A 16,563-nucleotide genomic window follows, 5' to 3' on the forward strand; every position below is an offset into this window, starting at 1 on the left:
ATGAATATCGGCGAAGCGGCGACCCGCTCCGGCGTCAGCGCCAAGATGATCCGCTATTACGAGAGCATCGGCCTGATCACCCCGCCCGCCCGCACCGCCGCGCAGTATCGCGTCTATGCCGATGACGACGTGCACACCCTGCGCTTCGTGCGCCGCTCGCGCGATCTCGGCTTCTCGCTGGAGGAGACGCGCGAGTTGCTGGCGCTCTGGCGCGACAAGAGCCGTGCCAGCGCCGATGTGAAGAACCTCGCCATGGCGCATGTGCGCGAACTCGAGGAAAAGGCGGCCGAGCTCAAGGCCATGGCCGACACGCTGCGGCATCTGGCGACGCATTGCCACGGCGACCATCGCCCGGATTGCCCGATCCTGGCCGACTTCGCAGCGAGCGCGCCGACGCAGGCCAAGGCCTGAGACGCTGCTCCGCCATGCGCTGAATGTCTGGACGGGGCGGTGCGGGATTGCTCATATGCCGCGGCCCACCAGAGGCGGGTCCGGCCCGGCCACATCGGCCCCGCCGGGGAATCCGCCTCTCAACGAAAGACGGGGAGCGCCAAGGCGTTCTCCAGGCGGAACGACAATGGACAATCGAAACGATCTCTGGCGACATGTCGATGCGAACAAGGAGCGCCTGATCGCGCTCTCCGACCGGGTCTGGGGCATGCCGGAGGTGTGCTACACCGAGAAGCGCTCGGTCGCCGAGCATATCGCCGAATTGAAGCACCAGGGCTTCAGGATCACCGAGAATGTCGCCGACATCCCGACCGCCGTGATCGGCGAGGCCGGCGAAGGCGGCCCGGTCATCGCCTTCCTCGGCGAATACGACGCCCTCCCCGGCCTCTCGCAGGAAGCCGGCGCTTCCGAGCACAAGGAAATCGAGACCAACGGTCACGGCCATGGCTGCGGCCATAACCTGCTCGGCTCGGCCGCGATGCTCGCAGCGGTGGCGATGAAGGAGTGGCTCGCCGAGAACAAGATCCCCGGTCGCGTGCGCTATTACGGCTGCCCGGCCGAGGAAGGCGGCGCCGCCAAGGCCTTCATGGTCCGCGCCGGCGCCTTCGACGACGCCGATGTCGCGATCTCCTGGCATCCGTCGAGCTTCTGGGAGGTTGCTCCGGCGCTCGCCCTGGCCAATACCCGCGCCGATTTCGTCTTCACCGGCCGCGCCTCGCATGCCGCCGCTGCGCCGCATCTCGGCCGTTCGGCGCTCGATGCCGTCGAGCTGATGAGTGTCGGCGTCAACTACATGCGCGAGCACATGCCCTCCGATGCGCGTGTCCATTATGCGCTGCTGGACACCGGCGGCATCGCGCCGAACGTCGTCCAGGCCCACGCGCGCGTCCGTTATTCCATCCGCGCCCGTGACCTGCGCGGCATGCTGGAGTTGGTCCAGCGCGTGAAGAAGATCGCCGAAGGCGCGGCGCTGATGACGGAAACCAAGATGGAGATGCGCATCGTCAGCGCCGTTTCCGATCTGGTCGCCAACACGCCGCTCGAAGAAGCGATGCACAAGGTGATGGGTGAACTCGGAGCGCCGCATTTCGACGATGCGGACAAGGCCTATGCCGAGAAGATCCGCGGCACGCTCTCGCCGCAGGAGATCGCCTCGATCTGGCGCACGATCGGCATGCCCGATACCGGCGCGCCGCTCGCCGACTTCCTCGTGCCGCGCGACGCCAAGCGCAACCCGGCGATCGGCTCGACCGATATCGGCGACGTGAGCTGGGCGGTGCCGACCGTACAGGCCCATGCGCCGACGGTCGCGATGGGCACGCCGTTCCACACCTGGCAGGTGGTGGCGCAGGGCAAGTCGCCGGCCGCGCACAAGGCGATGGTCCATGTCGCCAAGGCGATGGCCGCGACCGGCGCAGCCGTGCTGAGCGATCCCGCCCTGATGGCCGCCGCCAAGGCCGATCACAAGGCGCGACTCGGCAAGGAAGGCTACACCTCGCCGCTGCCCCCCGAAGTGAAGCCGCCGCTGACGATGTCGCTGGGCTGATCCTCGGCCCTCGTCATCATCCAGAAGACACGCGTCATCCCGGACGAAGCGCAGCGGAGATCCGGGATCCATGCCTGAAGCTTCCCAGGAAGCGTTCCGGAATGGATCCCGGGTCTCCCTGCGGTCGCCCGGGATGACTTTTTTGTTTGAGCTTCAATCTCCACAGGCCGATTGAACGAACACATATGATCCCGGAGAATGCGCCTTTGCCGCCAGCCGGCAGAATCGCCCACCCGGAGCCAGCATGGATCGCGCAGAGGAATCGGAAGAAGGGCTTGGCCGGCATCACCGCACGGCCAGCGGCCAGGCCGATTCCACGATTCCCGAGCCCGTCGATCTCGCCGGCTATGTGCTGGACGAGCAGTTCGGCTTCCTGCTCCGGCAGATGCAGCAACGCTATGTCGCGATGTTCCTGGAGATGATGGGCGCGGACGGGCCGACGCCGCCGCAATTCGCGGTGCTATGCCGGCTCGCCGTCGACGGTCGGATCTCCCAGAACCAGCTCGGCCGCATGACGGCAATGGACCCGGCCACGATCCGGGGCGTGGTGACGCGACTCGCCGAACGCGGGCTGGTCGAGCGCCTGCACGATCCCGATGACAAGCGCCGCGTGCTGGTGCAGCTCGGCCAGCGCGGCCGCGAACTGCTGCCGGAGTATGTTGCCCGCGCCAAGGCGATCACCGTCGCAGCGCTCGATCCGATGGCGGAGCGCGAGGTCGAGCCGCTGCTCGAGACGATGCGGCGCCTGCTCTCGGGCTTCAAACCGCCAGATATTGGCTCCGCGCCGCCTCGTCGGCCTTGAGCGCCGCCATCGTATCGTCGAAACGGATCAGCCCCTTCTCGATGATGACGGCACGGTCGGCGATGCTGCCGGCGAAATGCAGGTTCTGCTCCGAGAGCAGCACGGACAACCCCTCGCCTTTCAGCACGCGGATGGCCTTCGCCATCGCCTCGACGATCACCGGCGCCAGCCCCTCCGAGGGCTCGTCGAGCAGCAGCAGGCGCGGATTGCCCATCAGCGTACGGGCGATGGTCAGCATCTGCTGCTCGCCGCCGGACATGGCGCCACCCGGCCGGTCGCGCATGCGGCCGAGATTAGGGAAGAGATCGAACAGCCGCTCCGGCGTCCAGTGCGGAGCGCCCGTGCGGGACGGCTGGCGGCCGACTTCGAGATTCTCCATCACGGTCAATTCCGAGAAAACGCGCCGATCCTCCGGCACGTAGCCGATGCCGAGCCGGGCGATCTGGAAAGGTTCGCGTCCGGCGACCTCCTTGCCTTCGAAGCGGATTGAGCCCTGCGGCTCGGGCACCAGCCCCATTACCGTCTTCATGGTCGTCGACTTGCCGGCGCCATTGCGCCCCATCAGCGCGACGACCTCGCCTGCCCCGACCGAAAAGCCGACGCCGTGCAGGATCTTGGCGCGACCATACCAGGCCTCGACGCCCGCGAGTTGGAGGAGCGCCGTCATCAATGCCCTCCCGAGGTCGCGCCGGAGCCGAGATAGACCGCGCGCACCTGCGGGTCGTTGCGGACCTCTGCGCTGGTGCCGGATGCGATCAATCGGCCGCGGTCGAGCACCAGTACGCTGTCGGCATGAGCGAAGACGACATCCATGTCGTGCTCGGTGAAGAGCACCGCGATGCCGCGCTGCCGGGCGATGCGGGCGGTCAGCGCCATCAGGGCGATGCGCTCCTGCGGGGCCATGCCGGCAGTCGGCTCGTCCATCAGCAGGAGTTTCGGCGCGTTGGCGAGCGCGATGGCAAGCTCGACGCGCTTGAGATCGCCATAGGCAAGCACGCCGCAGGCACGCTCGGCTTGCGCGGTCATGCCGACCTGGTCGAGCAGCGCATTCGCCGGTTCGAGGCGGCGCTGGTCGGCACGGCCGAACAGGCGCCAGCTTTTCCCGGCATGCGAGATCAGCGCCATCTGGACATTCTCGCGCACGGTCATCGAGGCGAAGGTCGCGGTGATCTGGAAGGTCCGGCCGACGCCGAGACGCCAGACCTTACGCGGTGCGAGCCCGGTGATCGGCTTGCCAGCCAGCAGCACCTCGCCGCGATCGGGCTTGAGCTGCCCGTTCAGCATGTTGAAGCAGGTCGTCTTGCCGGCGCCGTTCGGGCCGATCAGCGCGACCAGCCTGCCGGCCTCCGCCGAGAAGGACACGCCGTCGACCGCCTTCACACCGCCGAAGGATTTGGCGAGATCGCGGGTTTCCAGCACCGGGGGCATGGGCGCGCTCATGCTGCCGCCGTCGCTTGCGCGGCGCTCTCGCGCCGGGCGCGCCAGTACAGCCAGGTGCCGACGAGGCCACGCGGGAACAGCACGACCAGCAGCACGATCGAGAGGCCGAGCACGAAGCGCCAATAGGCCGTCAGCTTCATCAACTGCTCGTTGAGGCCCATATAGGCGAAGGCGCCAACGACCGGCCCGGCCACCGTCTGCACACCGCCGAGCAACACCATCAGCAAGGCATCGACCGAGCGCGGAATCGCCATATAGGTCGGGAAGACCGAGCCCTTCGAGAAGGCGAAGAGGCCTCCCGCAATACCGGCGGCGACCGCAGCGATGGTGAAGGCAGCCCATTGCAGGCGCCCGACATCGAGGCCGATCGCCTCGGCCCGCAAGGGGCTGTCGCGCCCGGCGCGCAAGGCATAGCCGAAGGGCGCGAAGATGATGACGCGGAGCGCGACGATCACGATCACGGCGATGGCGAGCGCGAGATAGTAGAACGCGGTCTTCGGCACCGCCCAGACCGAGGGCCAGACGCCGAGGATGCCGTTGTCGCCGCCGGTGAGGTCGACCCATTGGAAGGCCGTCGCCCAGGCGATCTGCGCGAAGGCCAGCGTCAGCATGGCCAGATAGACGCCCGAGAGCCGGACGCAGAACCAGCCGAAGATCGCCCCGGCGATGCCGGCCATCAATGGCGCCAGCATCAGCGCCTCCTCCATCGGGCTGCCCAGCCATTTCACCGCCAGCGCCGCGCCATAGGCGCCGAGGCCGAAATAGGCGGCATGGCCGAAGGAGGTGATGCCGCCCGGCCCCATCAGCAGATGCAGCGAGGCGGCGAAGACCGCGAAGATAACGAGGTCGGTCAGGGTCAGGATGACATGATCAGGCACGACCAAGGGCGCCAGCACCAGCATTCCGAGCGCGACAAGGCCGAAGACCTTCGCCGCACCGTCGGCCGGGCGCAGCAGGAAGAGCTGGCCGGCATGGCCGCGCGGCTCGACGCCTGCCTTGCCGAGCAAGCCATGCGGGCGGACGATCAGCACCGCCGCCATCACCAGGAAGACCAGCACCAGCGTGATCTTCGGCAGGACCAGGATGCCGAAGGCGTGGAGCACGCCGATCAGCACGGCGGCGAGATAGGCGCCGGTCACGCTGCCGAGCCCGCCGACGACCACGACCACGAAGACCTCGGCGATCATGGAGAGGTCCATGTGAAGATTGATCGCCTCGCGCGGCAGCTGGAGCGCGCCGCCGAGCCCCGCCAGAGCCGCGCCGAAGGCGAAGACCGAGGTGAAGAGCAGGCGCTGGTTGACGCCGAGCGCGCTGACCATCTCGCGATCCTGCGTTGCCGCCCGGATCAGCACCCCCCAGCGCGTCCGGTGGAACAAGAGCCAGATCAGGCCGAGCACGACCGGCCCGACCGCGATCAGGAAAAGCTCGTAGCTCGGGAAGCGGTTGTCGAACAGGATGACGAAGCTGCGGAAGCCCGGCGCGCGCGGGCCGAGCTTGTCCTCCGGTCCCCAGGTCGCCAGCGCGATGTCCTGCAGCATCAGCACGACGCCGAAGGTCGCGAGCAGCTGGAACAGCTCCGGCGCCTGATAGATCCGCCGGAGGATCAGGACCTCGATCAGCACACCGGCAAGACCGGTGAGCAGGACGGCGAGGATGACGCCGCCCCAGAAGCCGAGCGGATCGGCCGGGCCGAGCCAGGTCACCAGCGTGAAGGCCAGATAGCCGCCCAGCATGTAGAGCGAGCCATGGGCGAAGTTCACGATGCGCGTGACGCCGAAGATGATCGACAGTCCGCACGCCACCAGGAACAGCGACGACGCCGAGGCCAGGCCGTTCAGGGTCTGGGTGAGGACGAGATCAAGCATGTCGTCTCGGGCGCAACGCTACAGCCCTCAGGCGGTAGCGCCGCGCTCCATGTCATGCAAGGTCAAACAGCCGGCCGCAGCTTGCGGACCTCGTCGTCGCTCGGCAGGTATTTGCCGCCGTCGCGATAGCTCCAGTCGACCATCACGCCCTTGCCGTTCTTCAGCGCGCTCTTGCCGACATAGGCCCCGAGCGTCGACTGATGATCGATCTTGCGGAACTCGATCGGGCCGAAGGCCGAACCGAACTTGAGCCCCTCGAAGGCGTCGACCAGCTTCTCGTTATCGGTCGAGCCGGCCTTCGCCAGCGCCGCCGCGATGGCCTGCACCGTCTCGTAACCGACGACAGAGCCCAGTCGCGGATAGTCGTTGTACTTCGCCTTATAGGCGTCGCGGAACCTGACGTGCTCCGGCGTCTGCAGATCCGCATGGGGGTAGCCGGTGATGATCCAGCCTTCCGGCGTCTCGGCGCCGAGCGTATCGAGATATTCCGGTTCGCCGGTCAGCATCGAGACGACCTGACGGCCTTCGAACAGGCCGCGCGTATTGCCGGCACGGACGAAATTGGCGAGGTCGACCGCGAAGGTGACGTTGAAGATCGCCTCCGGCTTGGCCGCCTCCAGCGCCTGTACGGTGGCGCCGGCATCGATGCGGCCGAGCGCCGGGAACTGCTCGGCGACGAAGGTCACGTCGGGGCGCGCCTTCAGCAGCAATTCCTTGAACCATTTCACCGCCGACTGGCCGTACTCGTAGTTCGGCGCGACGATCGCCCATTTCTTGGCCGGGAGCTTCGCCGCCTCCTCGACCAGCATCGCGGCCTGCATATAGGTCGAGGGCCGCAGGCGGAAGGTGTAGCGATTGCCCTTCGACCAGACGAGCGCGTCGGCCAGAGGCTCGGAGGCGACATAGAGCCGCTTGTTCTGGTTGGCATAGTCGGCAAGCGCCAAGCCGACATTGGAGAGGAAGCCGCCGGCGATGATATCGACCTTCTCGGCGGTGGCGAGATCGGCGGCGTGGCGCACCGCATCCTCGGGCTTGCCGGCATCGTCGCGGAAGACCGTCTCGAGCTTGCGGCCGAGCACGCCGCCGGCCGCGTTGATCTGCTCCTGAGCCAGCTCCCAGGCCTGCCGGTAGGGTTTCAGGAAGGCCGGCTGGGCGGTATAGGAGTTGACCTCGCCGATGCGGATCGGACCTGCGCCCTGGGCACGCACCAGCTGGGGAACGCCGAGGGCCAGCGTGCCCGCGACGAAACTGCGACGATCGATCTGCATGAGGTTAAGTCCTTCGCCTCGCTGCGGCTGCAATCCGCGTCGATACCGCTCACACCGGGGCAGGTGGAGCGAAATTCATTTGCATGCATATGAATAGGCAGATCGAGCCGCGTGTCAATCTGCCATTCTTGCAATGCAGCAGAAGCGCGCAAGCCTGACGGCAGTTCGTACGGCCTTGTACGAAAATCTCAAAAGAGACTGATTTCATTGAGGAAACAGGTCGCTCAAAAATAAGTCAGCGATGCTGCCCTTTTGATCTTGCAGGCGGAGCAAAGCCTCCCTATTTAGATTGCATCGCAGCAGAGATGCTGCGTCGCCCTTCTTGGGCGTTTCCTCCCTAGACTTGGGCTGCGCTTCCGGCGCGGCCCTTTTTTCTTGCCTGGAAGGCCCCTGCCTACCAGCGCCGGCCATAGCCCCAAGGACCGCCGAAGGAGGCATCGAAGCGGTCGAAGCGATAGCGCCGCTCCGCCGCGCGATCGAGATCGAGCTGCAGCAGGCAGTTCGAGAAGGCCTCGCCCGGCGCGCGGAAGCCGAAGGAGCGGCAGCGCTGCTCGTCCATGGCCCGGTATTCGGCCTCGGTGGTGACGCAGCCGCTCAGTGCGAGAGCCAGCATCGCGCCGGTTGCAAGCCTGATGATCGTCATCGCGCTTCTCCTCTCGCAGGTCTTCCCGTCCTACGCATGGACGGCATCTCCGGTTCCCGCAACCAGCCTAGCGCGAGAACTTGATCGGGACAGTCAGCGCGATCGCGCCGCTGCCGAGGCCGTCCGGCGGGGCCGGAACCGGATTGGCGCGGCGGATCATCGCGACCGCCTCCTCGTCCAGCGACGCATCGCCCGAACCGCGCACGAGCCGCGCCGAGAGCACGCGGCCGCCACGGTCGATGCTGAAGGCGACCTGGACCGTGCCCGGGCTCGCGCCGCCGGGGAAGCGCTTGTAGCGGTTGAGATGCGCCATCAGCGAGCCGCGCCAGCTCGCCGTCGCAGCCGGCGATGGCGAGGAAGCTCCGGAGTTGGGAGCGGCCGCGCGCGGGGCTGCCTGTGCCTGTGCAACCGGCGCGGAGGTCTGCTCGGCTTTCGGCTTGTCGGGCCGGATCGGCTTCTTCTTCTCGACGATCTTGGGTTTGGGCTTCGGCTTGGGCTTCTCCGGCGGAGGCTGCTTCGGCTGCTCCTTCGGAGGCGGTGTCAGGACGGCCGCGGCATCCGGCAGCGGCGGCAATTCGGGAATCCTGATCTCCGGTTCGGGAATCGCGACGGGCTCCGGCTCCGGCGGCGGCTCGATCACATCGGGCTGCTCGACCGAGTCGGGCAGCGGCGGTTCGGGCTCCGGCTGCGCTTCCGCCATCTCGGGTCCGGGCGCGACCTCCTGCGCCGGGGCCTCCGGCGCGACCGCGAGCGGCGCAAGCTCGATCATCACCGCGGCCGGGGGGGCTCCCATCGCCGCCTCGGCGCGCTGCCAGTTGGCGACGACCCAGCCGGCGGTGCCATGGGCGCCCGCAACGACGAAGGCGGCAAGGCTCCAGCGCAGGGCCGCCGGGGCGAAGCGGGAAAGTGACGAGCGCTCGACGCTCATGGCTTCGGCTCCGCGGGCGCGCCCTGCCCGGTATCCTCCAGGCCGACCAGCGCGATCTTGAGATAGCCGGCGTTGCGCAGCAGGTTCATGACATTCATCAGCTCGCTATAGGCGACGCTGCCATCGGCCCGCAGGAAGACCCGCTGCTCGCGATCGCTGTTCGTCTTCCGGTCGAGCGCCGCCTGCAGGGCCTCGCGCGGCACCGCGTCGTTGCCGAGGGCGAGCGAGAGATCGCCCTTCACGGTGAGGAACATCGGCGTGTCCGGCCGGGGCTGAGGCTGCGCGTTCGAGACCGGCAGGTCGACCGCGACGTCGACGGTCGAGAGCGGTGCGGCCACCATGAAGATGATCAGCAGAACGAGGATGACGTCGATGAAGGGCGTGACGTTGATGTCGCTGACCTCGCCGAGGTCGCCGTCCTGCGGGTCCTTGAGGGAAACGCCCATGGTTCACTCCGCCGGGACGAGCGGTGCGGACACCACGCTCGCGGCCGAAGCCGAGGACGACGAGGCCGCGCGCGGCGCAGGTGCGGCGGCGTGCCGGTGGCGTTCCAGATCGCGCGAGAGATGGCGCAGTATCTCGCCCGAGGCATCGGAAAGCGTGGCGCGATAGCCGGTGATCGCGCGGGCGAAGACGTTGTAGATGATGACGGCCGGAATGGCCGCGACGAGGCCGATCGCCGTCGCCAGAAGCGCTTCGGCGATGCCCGGCGCGACGACGGCGAGATTGGTGGTCTTGGCCTGGCTGATGCCGATGAATGAATTCATGATGCCCCAGACCGTGCCGAACAGGCCGACGAAGGGCGCGGTCGAGCCGATCGTGGCGAGCAGACCGGTGCCGCGCGCCATCGCGCGACCGGCGCGCGCCTCGATTCGCGAGAGCGCGATGGCGACGCGCTCCTTGATACCGTCCTCGCCCAGATCGGCCGAGCGGCGCGTCTCGGCGAGCGCCGCCGAGAGCAACTGACCGACGGCGCCGCGCAGCTTGCCGTTCTTGCCGGCGGCAGCGCTGGCTGCCTCGCTCAGGTTCTCCGCCGCCTCGATGCGTCGCAGCGCCCGGCCGGCCGAGCGCTTGGCTCCGGCGAGTTCCGTCGCCTTGGCGAGCCAGATCGTCCAGGTCACCAGCGAGGCGAAGGCGAGCCCGAGCATCACGCCCTTCACGACGATGTCCGCCGCCATGAACATGCCCCACGGCGACAGGTCATGCGGCAGGGTCGCCATTGCAGCCGGCGCCGCCACGGGCGTCGCAGTTTCGCTGGCGGTGATCGGCGGATGGGCGGCGCTGGGCGGGTTGATGCCGAGCTGGGGCAGAGCAGGCGGAAGCGGATTTGTCGGCGCGGCAGGCTGGGCCTGCGCTCCTGACGGAGCCGTCTCGACCGGTACATGGGGAGCGGGCTCGCCAGGCACCTGGGCCTGGGCCATTACCACGGACAGGCTCACCGCAACGAGAGCCAGGCGGAACGCGCGCATCATCACAAATCCAGCCTTCTCCGGAGGAGCGCGGCCCCGGCCTTCACCGGCTCCGCAACCTTGCTGCCGAGCACATGGGTGCCGGCAGCTTCCTCATTGGAATCATTACAAAAAAAGACTTGCAGCGGTGATGCTGCATATGCGATACGCCTGTTCGAATCCGGCCGGCATGTCAAGGCAAAGCGGCTCGCCGGACAGGGCACGGTGACGCGGAGTCAGCCCAGCCCGTGCTCCGGTACAGCCTTCACATTTCCGCTATTCGACAGATGCAGGACGCCGCCGCGATGTGCCTGACGGCCCATCACCCGCGCTCGGGCCGGTCGATCTCGGCCTGCAGTGCGGCAAGATGCGTGGCCGCAGCCTCGGCTGCAGCCTGCTCGACCGCGCGAAAGCGCAGGATGAGCGCTTCGCCGAGAGCAGTCAGTTGCGCCCCGCCACCATTGCGCCCGCCGACCTGACGCTCGACGACCGGCTTGCCGAAGAGCAAGTTCAGTTCCTCGACCAGTTCCCAGGCGCGCCTGTAGGACATCCCCATCGCCCGGCCGGCGGCCGAGATCGAGCCATGCGTCGCAATGTTCTCGAGCAGGGCGATCTTGCCGGGGCCGATCCGGCCTTCGGGGTCGAGCTGGATGCGCAGGCTCAGCGAGGGCACCGCGGCCTCAGGAGGCTTCGGCGAGGGCCGCCTGCGCGCCTTCGCCGCAGGCGGCGAGCCAGATCGCTGCGATGCGCTCGATGCCCGCCTGATCATCGGCGTCGAAGCGCGCGGGCGACGGGCTGTCGAGATCGATCACGCCGATGACGCCGTCGCGGCCAAGCAGCGGCACGACCAGTTCCGAGCGCGAGGCCGCATCGCAGGCGATATGGCCGGGGAAGGCATGGACATCCTCGACCAGCATCGATTTCCCCTGCGCCACGGCCGCGCCGCAGACGCCCTTGCCGACGGGAATGCGCACGCAGGCCGGCTTGCCCTGGAACGGGCCGAGCACGAGCTCGCCTGATCGCATGATGTAGAAGCCGGCCCAGTTCAGGTCCGGCATCATCTGGAACAGCAGGGCGGACGTGTTGGCAGCATTGGCAATCGGATCGCTTTCGCCGGCAAGCAGGGCTTCGAGCTGCCCCGCGAGTTCGCGATAGAAGTCCGGCTTGCTGCCGCTATCGATGCTGCGCGCCTCGAACATGATCTGATGCCTCGCCTGAGCCCGCCGACAGAAGCCGGTGGCGGTTCCTACCATCATCGATCCGGCGGCGCCATCGAAGGGTCTTCCCGGCGTCTGCCTGATCGTGCCACTCCTCGCCCGCCTCACCGGATAGGGAATCGGCCTTGATCGAAGATACCCGTCGCATTCGCATCGCAGCTGCCCTGCTGACGGACGGGCGACAGCGGCTGCTGCTCGTCCGAAAGCGTGGAGCCACCTGGTTCATGCTGCCCGGCGGCAAGATAGAGCCCGGCGAGGGGCCGTTGGAAGCGCTCGTCCGTGAATTGCAGGAAGAGCTTGGTCTGGATGCCCGGCCGGGCGCGAGCCGCTATTGCGGGCAGTTCGCGGCCCCGGCCGCCAATGAGCCCGGCTTCATGGTCGAAGCCGAACTCTTTACCCTGCCTCTCGATGGAGAGCCGAAACCGGCGGCGGAGATCGCCGAGATGACCTGGCTCGACCCCGGCACGGTCCCCACGCTTCCCCTCGCCCCGCTGATGCGCGAGCATGTGGTCCCTCTTTGGCGCACGCTGGCGACGGAGACACCCCGATGAACGATCTGACCGCGAGCCCGCGCCGGGCGGATGGCAGCGCCGGCGATGCCGATTACGGCCGCATCGGACACGGCTACGCCTCCTACCGCCAGCCGGAGCCCGCCATCGCCGCGCTGATCGAGGCGGCACTCGGCCCGGCCCGGCGCGTCCTCAATGTCGGCGCTGGGGCCGGTTCCTACGAGCCACGCGGGCGTGACATGACGGCGGTCGAACCTTCCGCCTCGATGCGGGCGCAGCGCCCGGCCGATATCGTCGCGGCGATCGACGCGACCGCAGAAGCCCTGCCCTTTCCCGACGGGCATTTCAACGCGAGCATGGCGACCTTCACCGTCCATCAATGGGCCGATCTCGACGCCGGCCTGCGCGAGATGCGTCGCGTCACGCGCGGGCCGATCGCGATCCTCTCCTGCGATCCCGAGCTGGTGCAGGCCTTCTGGCTCAACCATTACGCGCCGGAGGTCTTGGCGACCGAGGCGCGGCGCTACCCCTCGCTCGGCCATATCGGCACGGTGCTCGGCGGCGAGGTCGATATCGTCGCGGTGCCGATCCCGCTCGCCTGCCGCGACGGCTTCAACGAGGCCTATTACGGCCGCCCGGAGCTCTTCCTCGATCCGGGCGCGCGCTCGGCCTGCTCGGCCTGGAGCTTCGTCGGCGAGGCCGAAAACGCCGCCTCGATCGGGAAGCTGCGCCACGACCTGGAGGCCGGCGCCTGGGATGCCCGGTACGGATTCCTGCGGCAGCAGCCGCGTTTCGACGGCTCGCTGCGCCTCGTCGTCGCGCGGCCGTGAGCCAAGACCGAAAAGGCCGGCTCCCGTGCGAGAACCGGCCCTTCTGAAAACATCGCTACCATCCCGGCCCGAAACCGGAACCAGGCCCTAGAACGGGATGTCGTCGTCGAGATGGCTGGAGGACGAGCGCCCGCCGCCACCGCCGCTCGACATGGCCGGCTGACGAGAACCCCCGCCACCACCGCCCATCGCGCCGGAGCGGCCGAAGGAGCCGCCACCGCCACCCGAGCGGTCGTCCATGTAGCCGCCGCTGCTGCCGCCGCCCTCGCCATACTCGTCCGAGCCGCCCTGGCGGCTGTCGAGGATGGTGAGCTCGCCGCGGAAGCGCTGCAGCACGATCTCGGTGGTGTATTTCTCGACGCCGGACTGGTCCTGCCATTTCCGGGTCTGGAGCTGGCCCTCGATGTAAACCTTGGAGCCCTTCTTCAGGTACTGCTCGGCCACCTTCGCCAGGTTCTCGTTGAAGATCACGACCGAGTGCCACTCGGTGCGCTCCTTGCGCTCGCCGCTCTGCTTGTCGCGCCAGGTCTCGGAGGTGGCGATGCGCAGATTGACGACAGGCTCGCCGCTGCCGAGGCGACGCACTTCGGGGTCGCGCCCGAGATTGCCGACCAGAATGACCTTGTTGACGCTACCAGCCATGACAGGCTCCGTTTCCTGCGCACTTCACACAAACCGGCCTCGTGACCGGAGCCGAACCCTATCGGCCGATGAAGGCATTATCAAGAATGTTCTCGTTTTGTTCAAGTATCATTGCAAGGTTGTCCCCCGCTGATTCGGCCACGCCTACTGCGGCGGCTGGCGTGCGCCGAGGATCGCCTGCGCCATCCGGTCGAGCAGCACGGCCAGCAGGACGATGCCGAGCCCGCCGACGAAGCCAAGGCCTGGATCGGCGCGCTGCAGGCCGAGCAGTACGACCTCGCCCAGCCCCTTGGCGCCGATCATCGAGGCGACCACGACCATGGCCAGTGCCATCATGATCGCCTGGTTCAGCCCCTGCAGGATCGTGGGCCGGGCCAGCGGCAGTTCGACCAGCCAGAAGGTCTGGCGCGGCTGCAGGCCCAGCGCCCGCGAAGCCTCGACCAGCCCGGCATCGACGCCGCGCAGACCGAGCTCGGTCAGGCGGGCGAAGGGCGGCAGCGCATAGACAAGCGTCGCGACGAGCGCCGGCGCACGGCCGAGCCCGAGCAGCATCGCGACCGGGATCAGGTAGACGAAGCTCGGGATGGTCTGCATGAGGTCGTAGAGCGGCGCGAGCGCCCTCCCCAGCCGCGGCAGGCGCGCCGCCGCGACACCGAGCGGCAGGCCCAGCAGCAGGACGAGCACCACGGCGACAGTGACCAGAGCGAGCGACTGCATCGCCTCGCCCCAGACGCCGAGTCCCGCCAGGGCCAGCGGCAGGGCCGCCATCGTCAGAGCAAAGCCGATCCTGCGTGTCGCGAGCCAGGCGCCGATCGCGATCGTCAGGGCAAAGGCGGGAACCGGGACATGGTGAAGCAGCGTCTCGACAAGGCGCACCGGCGCGGTCAGCACCGCGCTCAACCCGTCGAACCGGTCGCCATAGCCCGTGACGAGCGCATCGACCGCCCGGTTGACGGAGCCCTGCAGCGCCTTGCCGAGATCCGGCACCAAGGCGGTCGTCACAGGCTCGCGGCAACCTTGCCGGCCACGTCAGCGGGCAGCCATTTCTTCCAGATCTCGCCCTGCGTCCTCAGGAAGACGAGCGCCTGCTGCTCGGGCGTGATGCCCTTCTCGCGGGCCTCGGCGAGCATTTTCGAGGTCGCGTCGCTGGTCGTGCCGTAGCTCTTGAAGAAGGTCGCGAGCTGCGGCGCCTTCTTCGCGAGATCGACATTGGCGCCGATCACGACCTTGCTGGTCGGATAGGCGGTGGCGCGCTTGGGAGCGTCGCTGGCCTTGAGCTCGGCCCAGATCGCGGGATCGAAGGGGGCCTCCTCCAGCTTGACGAGATCATAGGCGCCGAGCAGCCAGCTCGGCCCCCAGTAATAGAACACGACCGGCCGCTGGCGCTTGAGCGCAGCCTCGATCGCGGCGACCAGCGCCTCGCCCGAGCCGCCGCGCGTATTGGTGAAATCATCAGCGAGACCGTAGACCGCGAGCTTCTTGGTGTTGATCCCTTCGCAGACCCAGCCTGCGACGCAATTGTAGAAGCGTCCCTTCCCCGGTTCCTCCGGATCGGCGAACAGGGCCTTGTAGCGCTTGAGATCCTCGGGCTTCCGGAGGTCCGGCGCCTTGGCGTCCGGCCCGGAGACGAGATAACGCGGCACGAACCAGCCCTCGCTTGCATCCGGGAAGGTGGTACCCAGCGGCTCGACCTTGCCGGCCTCGGCCGCCTTCACCCAGGCATCGACAGGATTGGCCATCCAGATTTCCATGACGATATCGACATCGCCGCGCGCCAGCCCGTTGACCAGCGGCGCGATCACGCCCGGAACGCGCTCGACCTTGCAGCCGAACCCGCGCTCGGCGATCGCGCTGGCGAGGGCGGTGTGGAAGGCAGCGGAATCATAGTCGAGCCCGGCCATCTTCAGCGGTCTGTCGAGTTCGCAGGCCATGCCCGCGGTACCAAGGCCGAGGCCAAGCGCGAAGGTTGCTGCTCCAAGAAGGGCTTTCATCATCGTCGCTCCCCCGATCGCTCATGGCTGGCGCCGCCGGGTCCGTGGCACTGGCAGCTCGCGCTGAAACGCAGGACCGGGCGAATTGATCCGTCCGCCCGGCATCTCGCGATCGACCATCGCGCAATCGGGCCGGCGAAGCGATGCCCGCCCCTGTCAGCCCCCGTCAGGACCCCAACAGGCGATCAGGACACCACCTCTCGACGACAGGACGCATTGACGGAGCAGGACGCGACTGGTCCAACATGATCGAGCCGCCCAACGATATCGCGAAACAGGACGATCTCGCCGTGGCTCCGGCAGGCGATCGCCAGGCATGTCGCGGCACAGGGCTGGGACGTGGTCGATATCGGCCCCACGACGCCGGAGAGCACGCCCTATCCCATGCACGGCGAAGCGGCGGCGCGGCTGGTCGCCTCCGGTGATTGCCGGCTCGGCATCATCCTGTGCGGCACCGGCCAGGGCATCATGATGGCCGCGAACAAGGTCCGGGGCATCCGCTGCGGCGTCTGTTCGGATACGTTCTCGGCCCGCATGATCCGGCAGCACAACGATGCCAACATGCTCTCGCTCGGTGCCCGCGTGGTCGGCGAAGGGCTGGCGCTGGAGATCGTCGATGCATTTCTCAGCGCCACCTTCGAAGGCGGCCGGCATGCGACGCGGGTTGAGATGATCGCCGCGCTGGAAGGATAGCGCTGCGCGTCTTGTGCTGGCTGGGTCCTGTCCTGGCTGAGCGGAAGCCCGCGTTGGTAGAAGCGGCTGCCTTAAACTGCCAGTCGGGTGTCCGTTCGACGACGCGCTCCGCCGGCGACCCAATGACGCCCATTCCCGATGATCTGTCGACCAACGCCTGGCATAAAGCGCGCGGCGAGGAGACCCTGCGTTCCGCAGGTCGGCGAGCACAATACGCCTGTATGGCCGACGTCCTGATCGCCAACGTATCGCCGGGAAGACGGAGCCGTCTCGCGATCGACCTCCCCCCTG

Annotated in this window: 19 protein-coding genes; 6 read left to right on the forward strand and 13 right to left on the reverse strand. The window is 67.8% G+C overall.

Going from position 1 to position 16,563, the window contains the following annotated elements:
• The 3 genes from cueR to J0I42_RS13105 all read left to right on the forward strand — a co-directional run bounded on the left by cueR (position 1) and on the right by J0I42_RS13105 (position 2,798).
• On the forward strand, positions 1-411 hold the full coding sequence (cueR, locus tag J0I42_RS13095; RefSeq protein WP_291655328.1) for a Cu(I)-responsive transcriptional regulator: 411 nt from the start codon (positions 1-3) through the stop codon (positions 409-411).
• A gap of 166 nt (positions 412-577) precedes the next feature.
• Positions 578-1,996 carry a M20 family metallopeptidase gene (locus J0I42_RS13100; protein WP_291655330.1) on the forward strand — a complete coding sequence of 473 codons (1,419 nt, stop codon included), beginning with the start codon at positions 578-580 and terminating at the stop codon, positions 1,994-1,996.
• A 244-nt stretch (positions 1,997-2,240) separates the two neighbouring features.
• Positions 2,241-2,798 carry a MarR family winged helix-turn-helix transcriptional regulator gene (locus J0I42_RS13105; protein WP_291655331.1) on the forward strand — a complete coding sequence of 186 codons (558 nt, stop codon included), beginning with the start codon at positions 2,241-2,243 and terminating at the stop codon, positions 2,796-2,798.
• On the opposite strand, the gene J0I42_RS13110 is transcribed toward J0I42_RS13105, so the two are convergent.
• The 10 genes from J0I42_RS13110 to J0I42_RS13155 form a co-directional block, all read right to left on the reverse strand.
• Entirely contained in the window at positions 2,755-3,465 is a 711-nt protein-coding gene (locus J0I42_RS13110; RefSeq protein ID WP_291655332.1) for an ABC transporter ATP-binding protein, read from the reverse strand. The genes J0I42_RS13105 and J0I42_RS13110 overlap by 44 nt on opposite strands.
• On the reverse strand, positions 3,465-4,238 hold the full coding sequence (locus J0I42_RS13115) for an ABC transporter ATP-binding protein (protein ID WP_291655334.1): 774 nt from the start codon (positions 4,236-4,238) through the stop codon (positions 3,465-3,467). Before J0I42_RS13115 ends, J0I42_RS13110 begins: the two co-directional genes overlap by 1 nt.
• On the reverse strand, positions 4,235-6,103 hold the full coding sequence (locus tag J0I42_RS13120) for an ABC transporter permease (RefSeq protein ID WP_291655335.1): 1,869 nt from the start codon (positions 6,101-6,103) through the stop codon (positions 4,235-4,237). Before J0I42_RS13120 ends, J0I42_RS13115 begins: the two co-directional genes overlap by 4 nt.
• A gap of 62 nt (positions 6,104-6,165) precedes the next feature.
• Positions 6,166-7,371, reverse strand: a complete 1,206-nt coding sequence (locus tag J0I42_RS13125) for an ABC transporter substrate-binding protein (RefSeq protein WP_291655337.1) — start codon at positions 7,369-7,371, stop codon at positions 6,166-6,168.
• A 394-nt stretch (positions 7,372-7,765) separates the two neighbouring features.
• Complete coding sequence (locus J0I42_RS13130) at positions 7,766-8,014, reverse strand: hypothetical protein (protein WP_291655338.1); 249 nt, start codon at positions 8,012-8,014, stop codon at positions 7,766-7,768.
• A 67-nt stretch (positions 8,015-8,081) separates the two neighbouring features.
• On the reverse strand, positions 8,082-8,942 hold the full coding sequence (locus J0I42_RS13135; protein ID WP_291655339.1) for an energy transducer TonB family protein: 861 nt from the start codon (positions 8,940-8,942) through the stop codon (positions 8,082-8,084).
• Entirely contained in the window at positions 8,939-9,388 is a 450-nt protein-coding gene (exbD, locus tag J0I42_RS13140; protein ID WP_291655341.1) for a TonB system transport protein ExbD, read from the reverse strand. Before exbD ends, J0I42_RS13135 begins: the two co-directional genes overlap by 4 nt.
• A gap of 3 nt (positions 9,389-9,391) precedes the next feature.
• Complete coding sequence (gene exbB / locus J0I42_RS13145; RefSeq protein WP_291655343.1) at positions 9,392-10,414, reverse strand: tonB-system energizer ExbB; 1,023 nt, start codon at positions 10,412-10,414, stop codon at positions 9,392-9,394.
• A gap of 298 nt (positions 10,415-10,712) precedes the next feature.
• Complete coding sequence (locus J0I42_RS13150; RefSeq protein ID WP_291655345.1) at positions 10,713-11,063, reverse strand: winged helix-turn-helix domain-containing protein; 351 nt, start codon at positions 11,061-11,063, stop codon at positions 10,713-10,715.
• 7 nt (positions 11,064-11,070) lie between these two features.
• On the reverse strand, positions 11,071-11,589 hold the full coding sequence (locus J0I42_RS13155; RefSeq protein WP_291655347.1) for a GAF domain-containing protein: 519 nt from the start codon (positions 11,587-11,589) through the stop codon (positions 11,071-11,073).
• A 143-nt stretch (positions 11,590-11,732) separates the two neighbouring features.
• Here J0I42_RS13155 and J0I42_RS13160 point away from each other — a divergent pair, with 143 nt between their 5' ends.
• Together J0I42_RS13160 and J0I42_RS13165 are read left to right on the forward strand one after the other, a co-directional pair.
• Positions 11,733-12,158: an NUDIX hydrolase gene (locus J0I42_RS13160; protein WP_291655349.1), complete on the forward strand. Its 426-nt coding sequence runs from the start codon at positions 11,733-11,735 to the stop codon at positions 12,156-12,158.
• A complete protein-coding gene (locus J0I42_RS13165; protein WP_291655351.1) occupies positions 12,155-12,946 on the forward strand; it encodes a class I SAM-dependent methyltransferase in 792 nt (263 codons plus the stop codon). Before J0I42_RS13160 ends, J0I42_RS13165 begins: the two co-directional genes overlap by 4 nt.
• A gap of 87 nt (positions 12,947-13,033) precedes the next feature.
• Here the strand turns inward: J0I42_RS13165 and ssb are convergent, their stop codons facing one another.
• From ssb to J0I42_RS13180, 3 genes are all read right to left on the reverse strand, one after another.
• Entirely contained in the window at positions 13,034-13,588 is a 555-nt protein-coding gene (gene ssb, locus J0I42_RS13170) for a single-stranded DNA-binding protein (RefSeq protein ID WP_291655353.1), read from the reverse strand.
• Positions 13,589-13,732: 144 nt separating this feature from the next.
• A complete protein-coding gene (locus J0I42_RS13175) occupies positions 13,733-14,590 on the reverse strand; it encodes an ABC transporter permease (protein ID WP_291655355.1) in 858 nt (285 codons plus the stop codon).
• A complete protein-coding gene (locus tag J0I42_RS13180; RefSeq protein ID WP_291655356.1) occupies positions 14,587-15,582 on the reverse strand; it encodes an ABC transporter substrate-binding protein in 996 nt (331 codons plus the stop codon). Before J0I42_RS13180 ends, J0I42_RS13175 begins: the two co-directional genes overlap by 4 nt.
• Positions 15,583-15,843: 261 nt before the next feature.
• Between J0I42_RS13180 and rpiB the strand changes: the two genes are divergently transcribed.
• Entirely contained in the window at positions 15,844-16,272 is a 429-nt protein-coding gene (rpiB, locus tag J0I42_RS13185) for a ribose 5-phosphate isomerase B (RefSeq protein ID WP_366509833.1), read from the forward strand.
• Positions 16,273-16,563 lie beyond the last annotated feature (291 nt).

It is taken from the genome of Allobosea sp. (assembly GCF_017308015.1).
GTDB lineage: Bacteria > Pseudomonadota > Alphaproteobacteria > Rhizobiales > Beijerinckiaceae > Allobosea.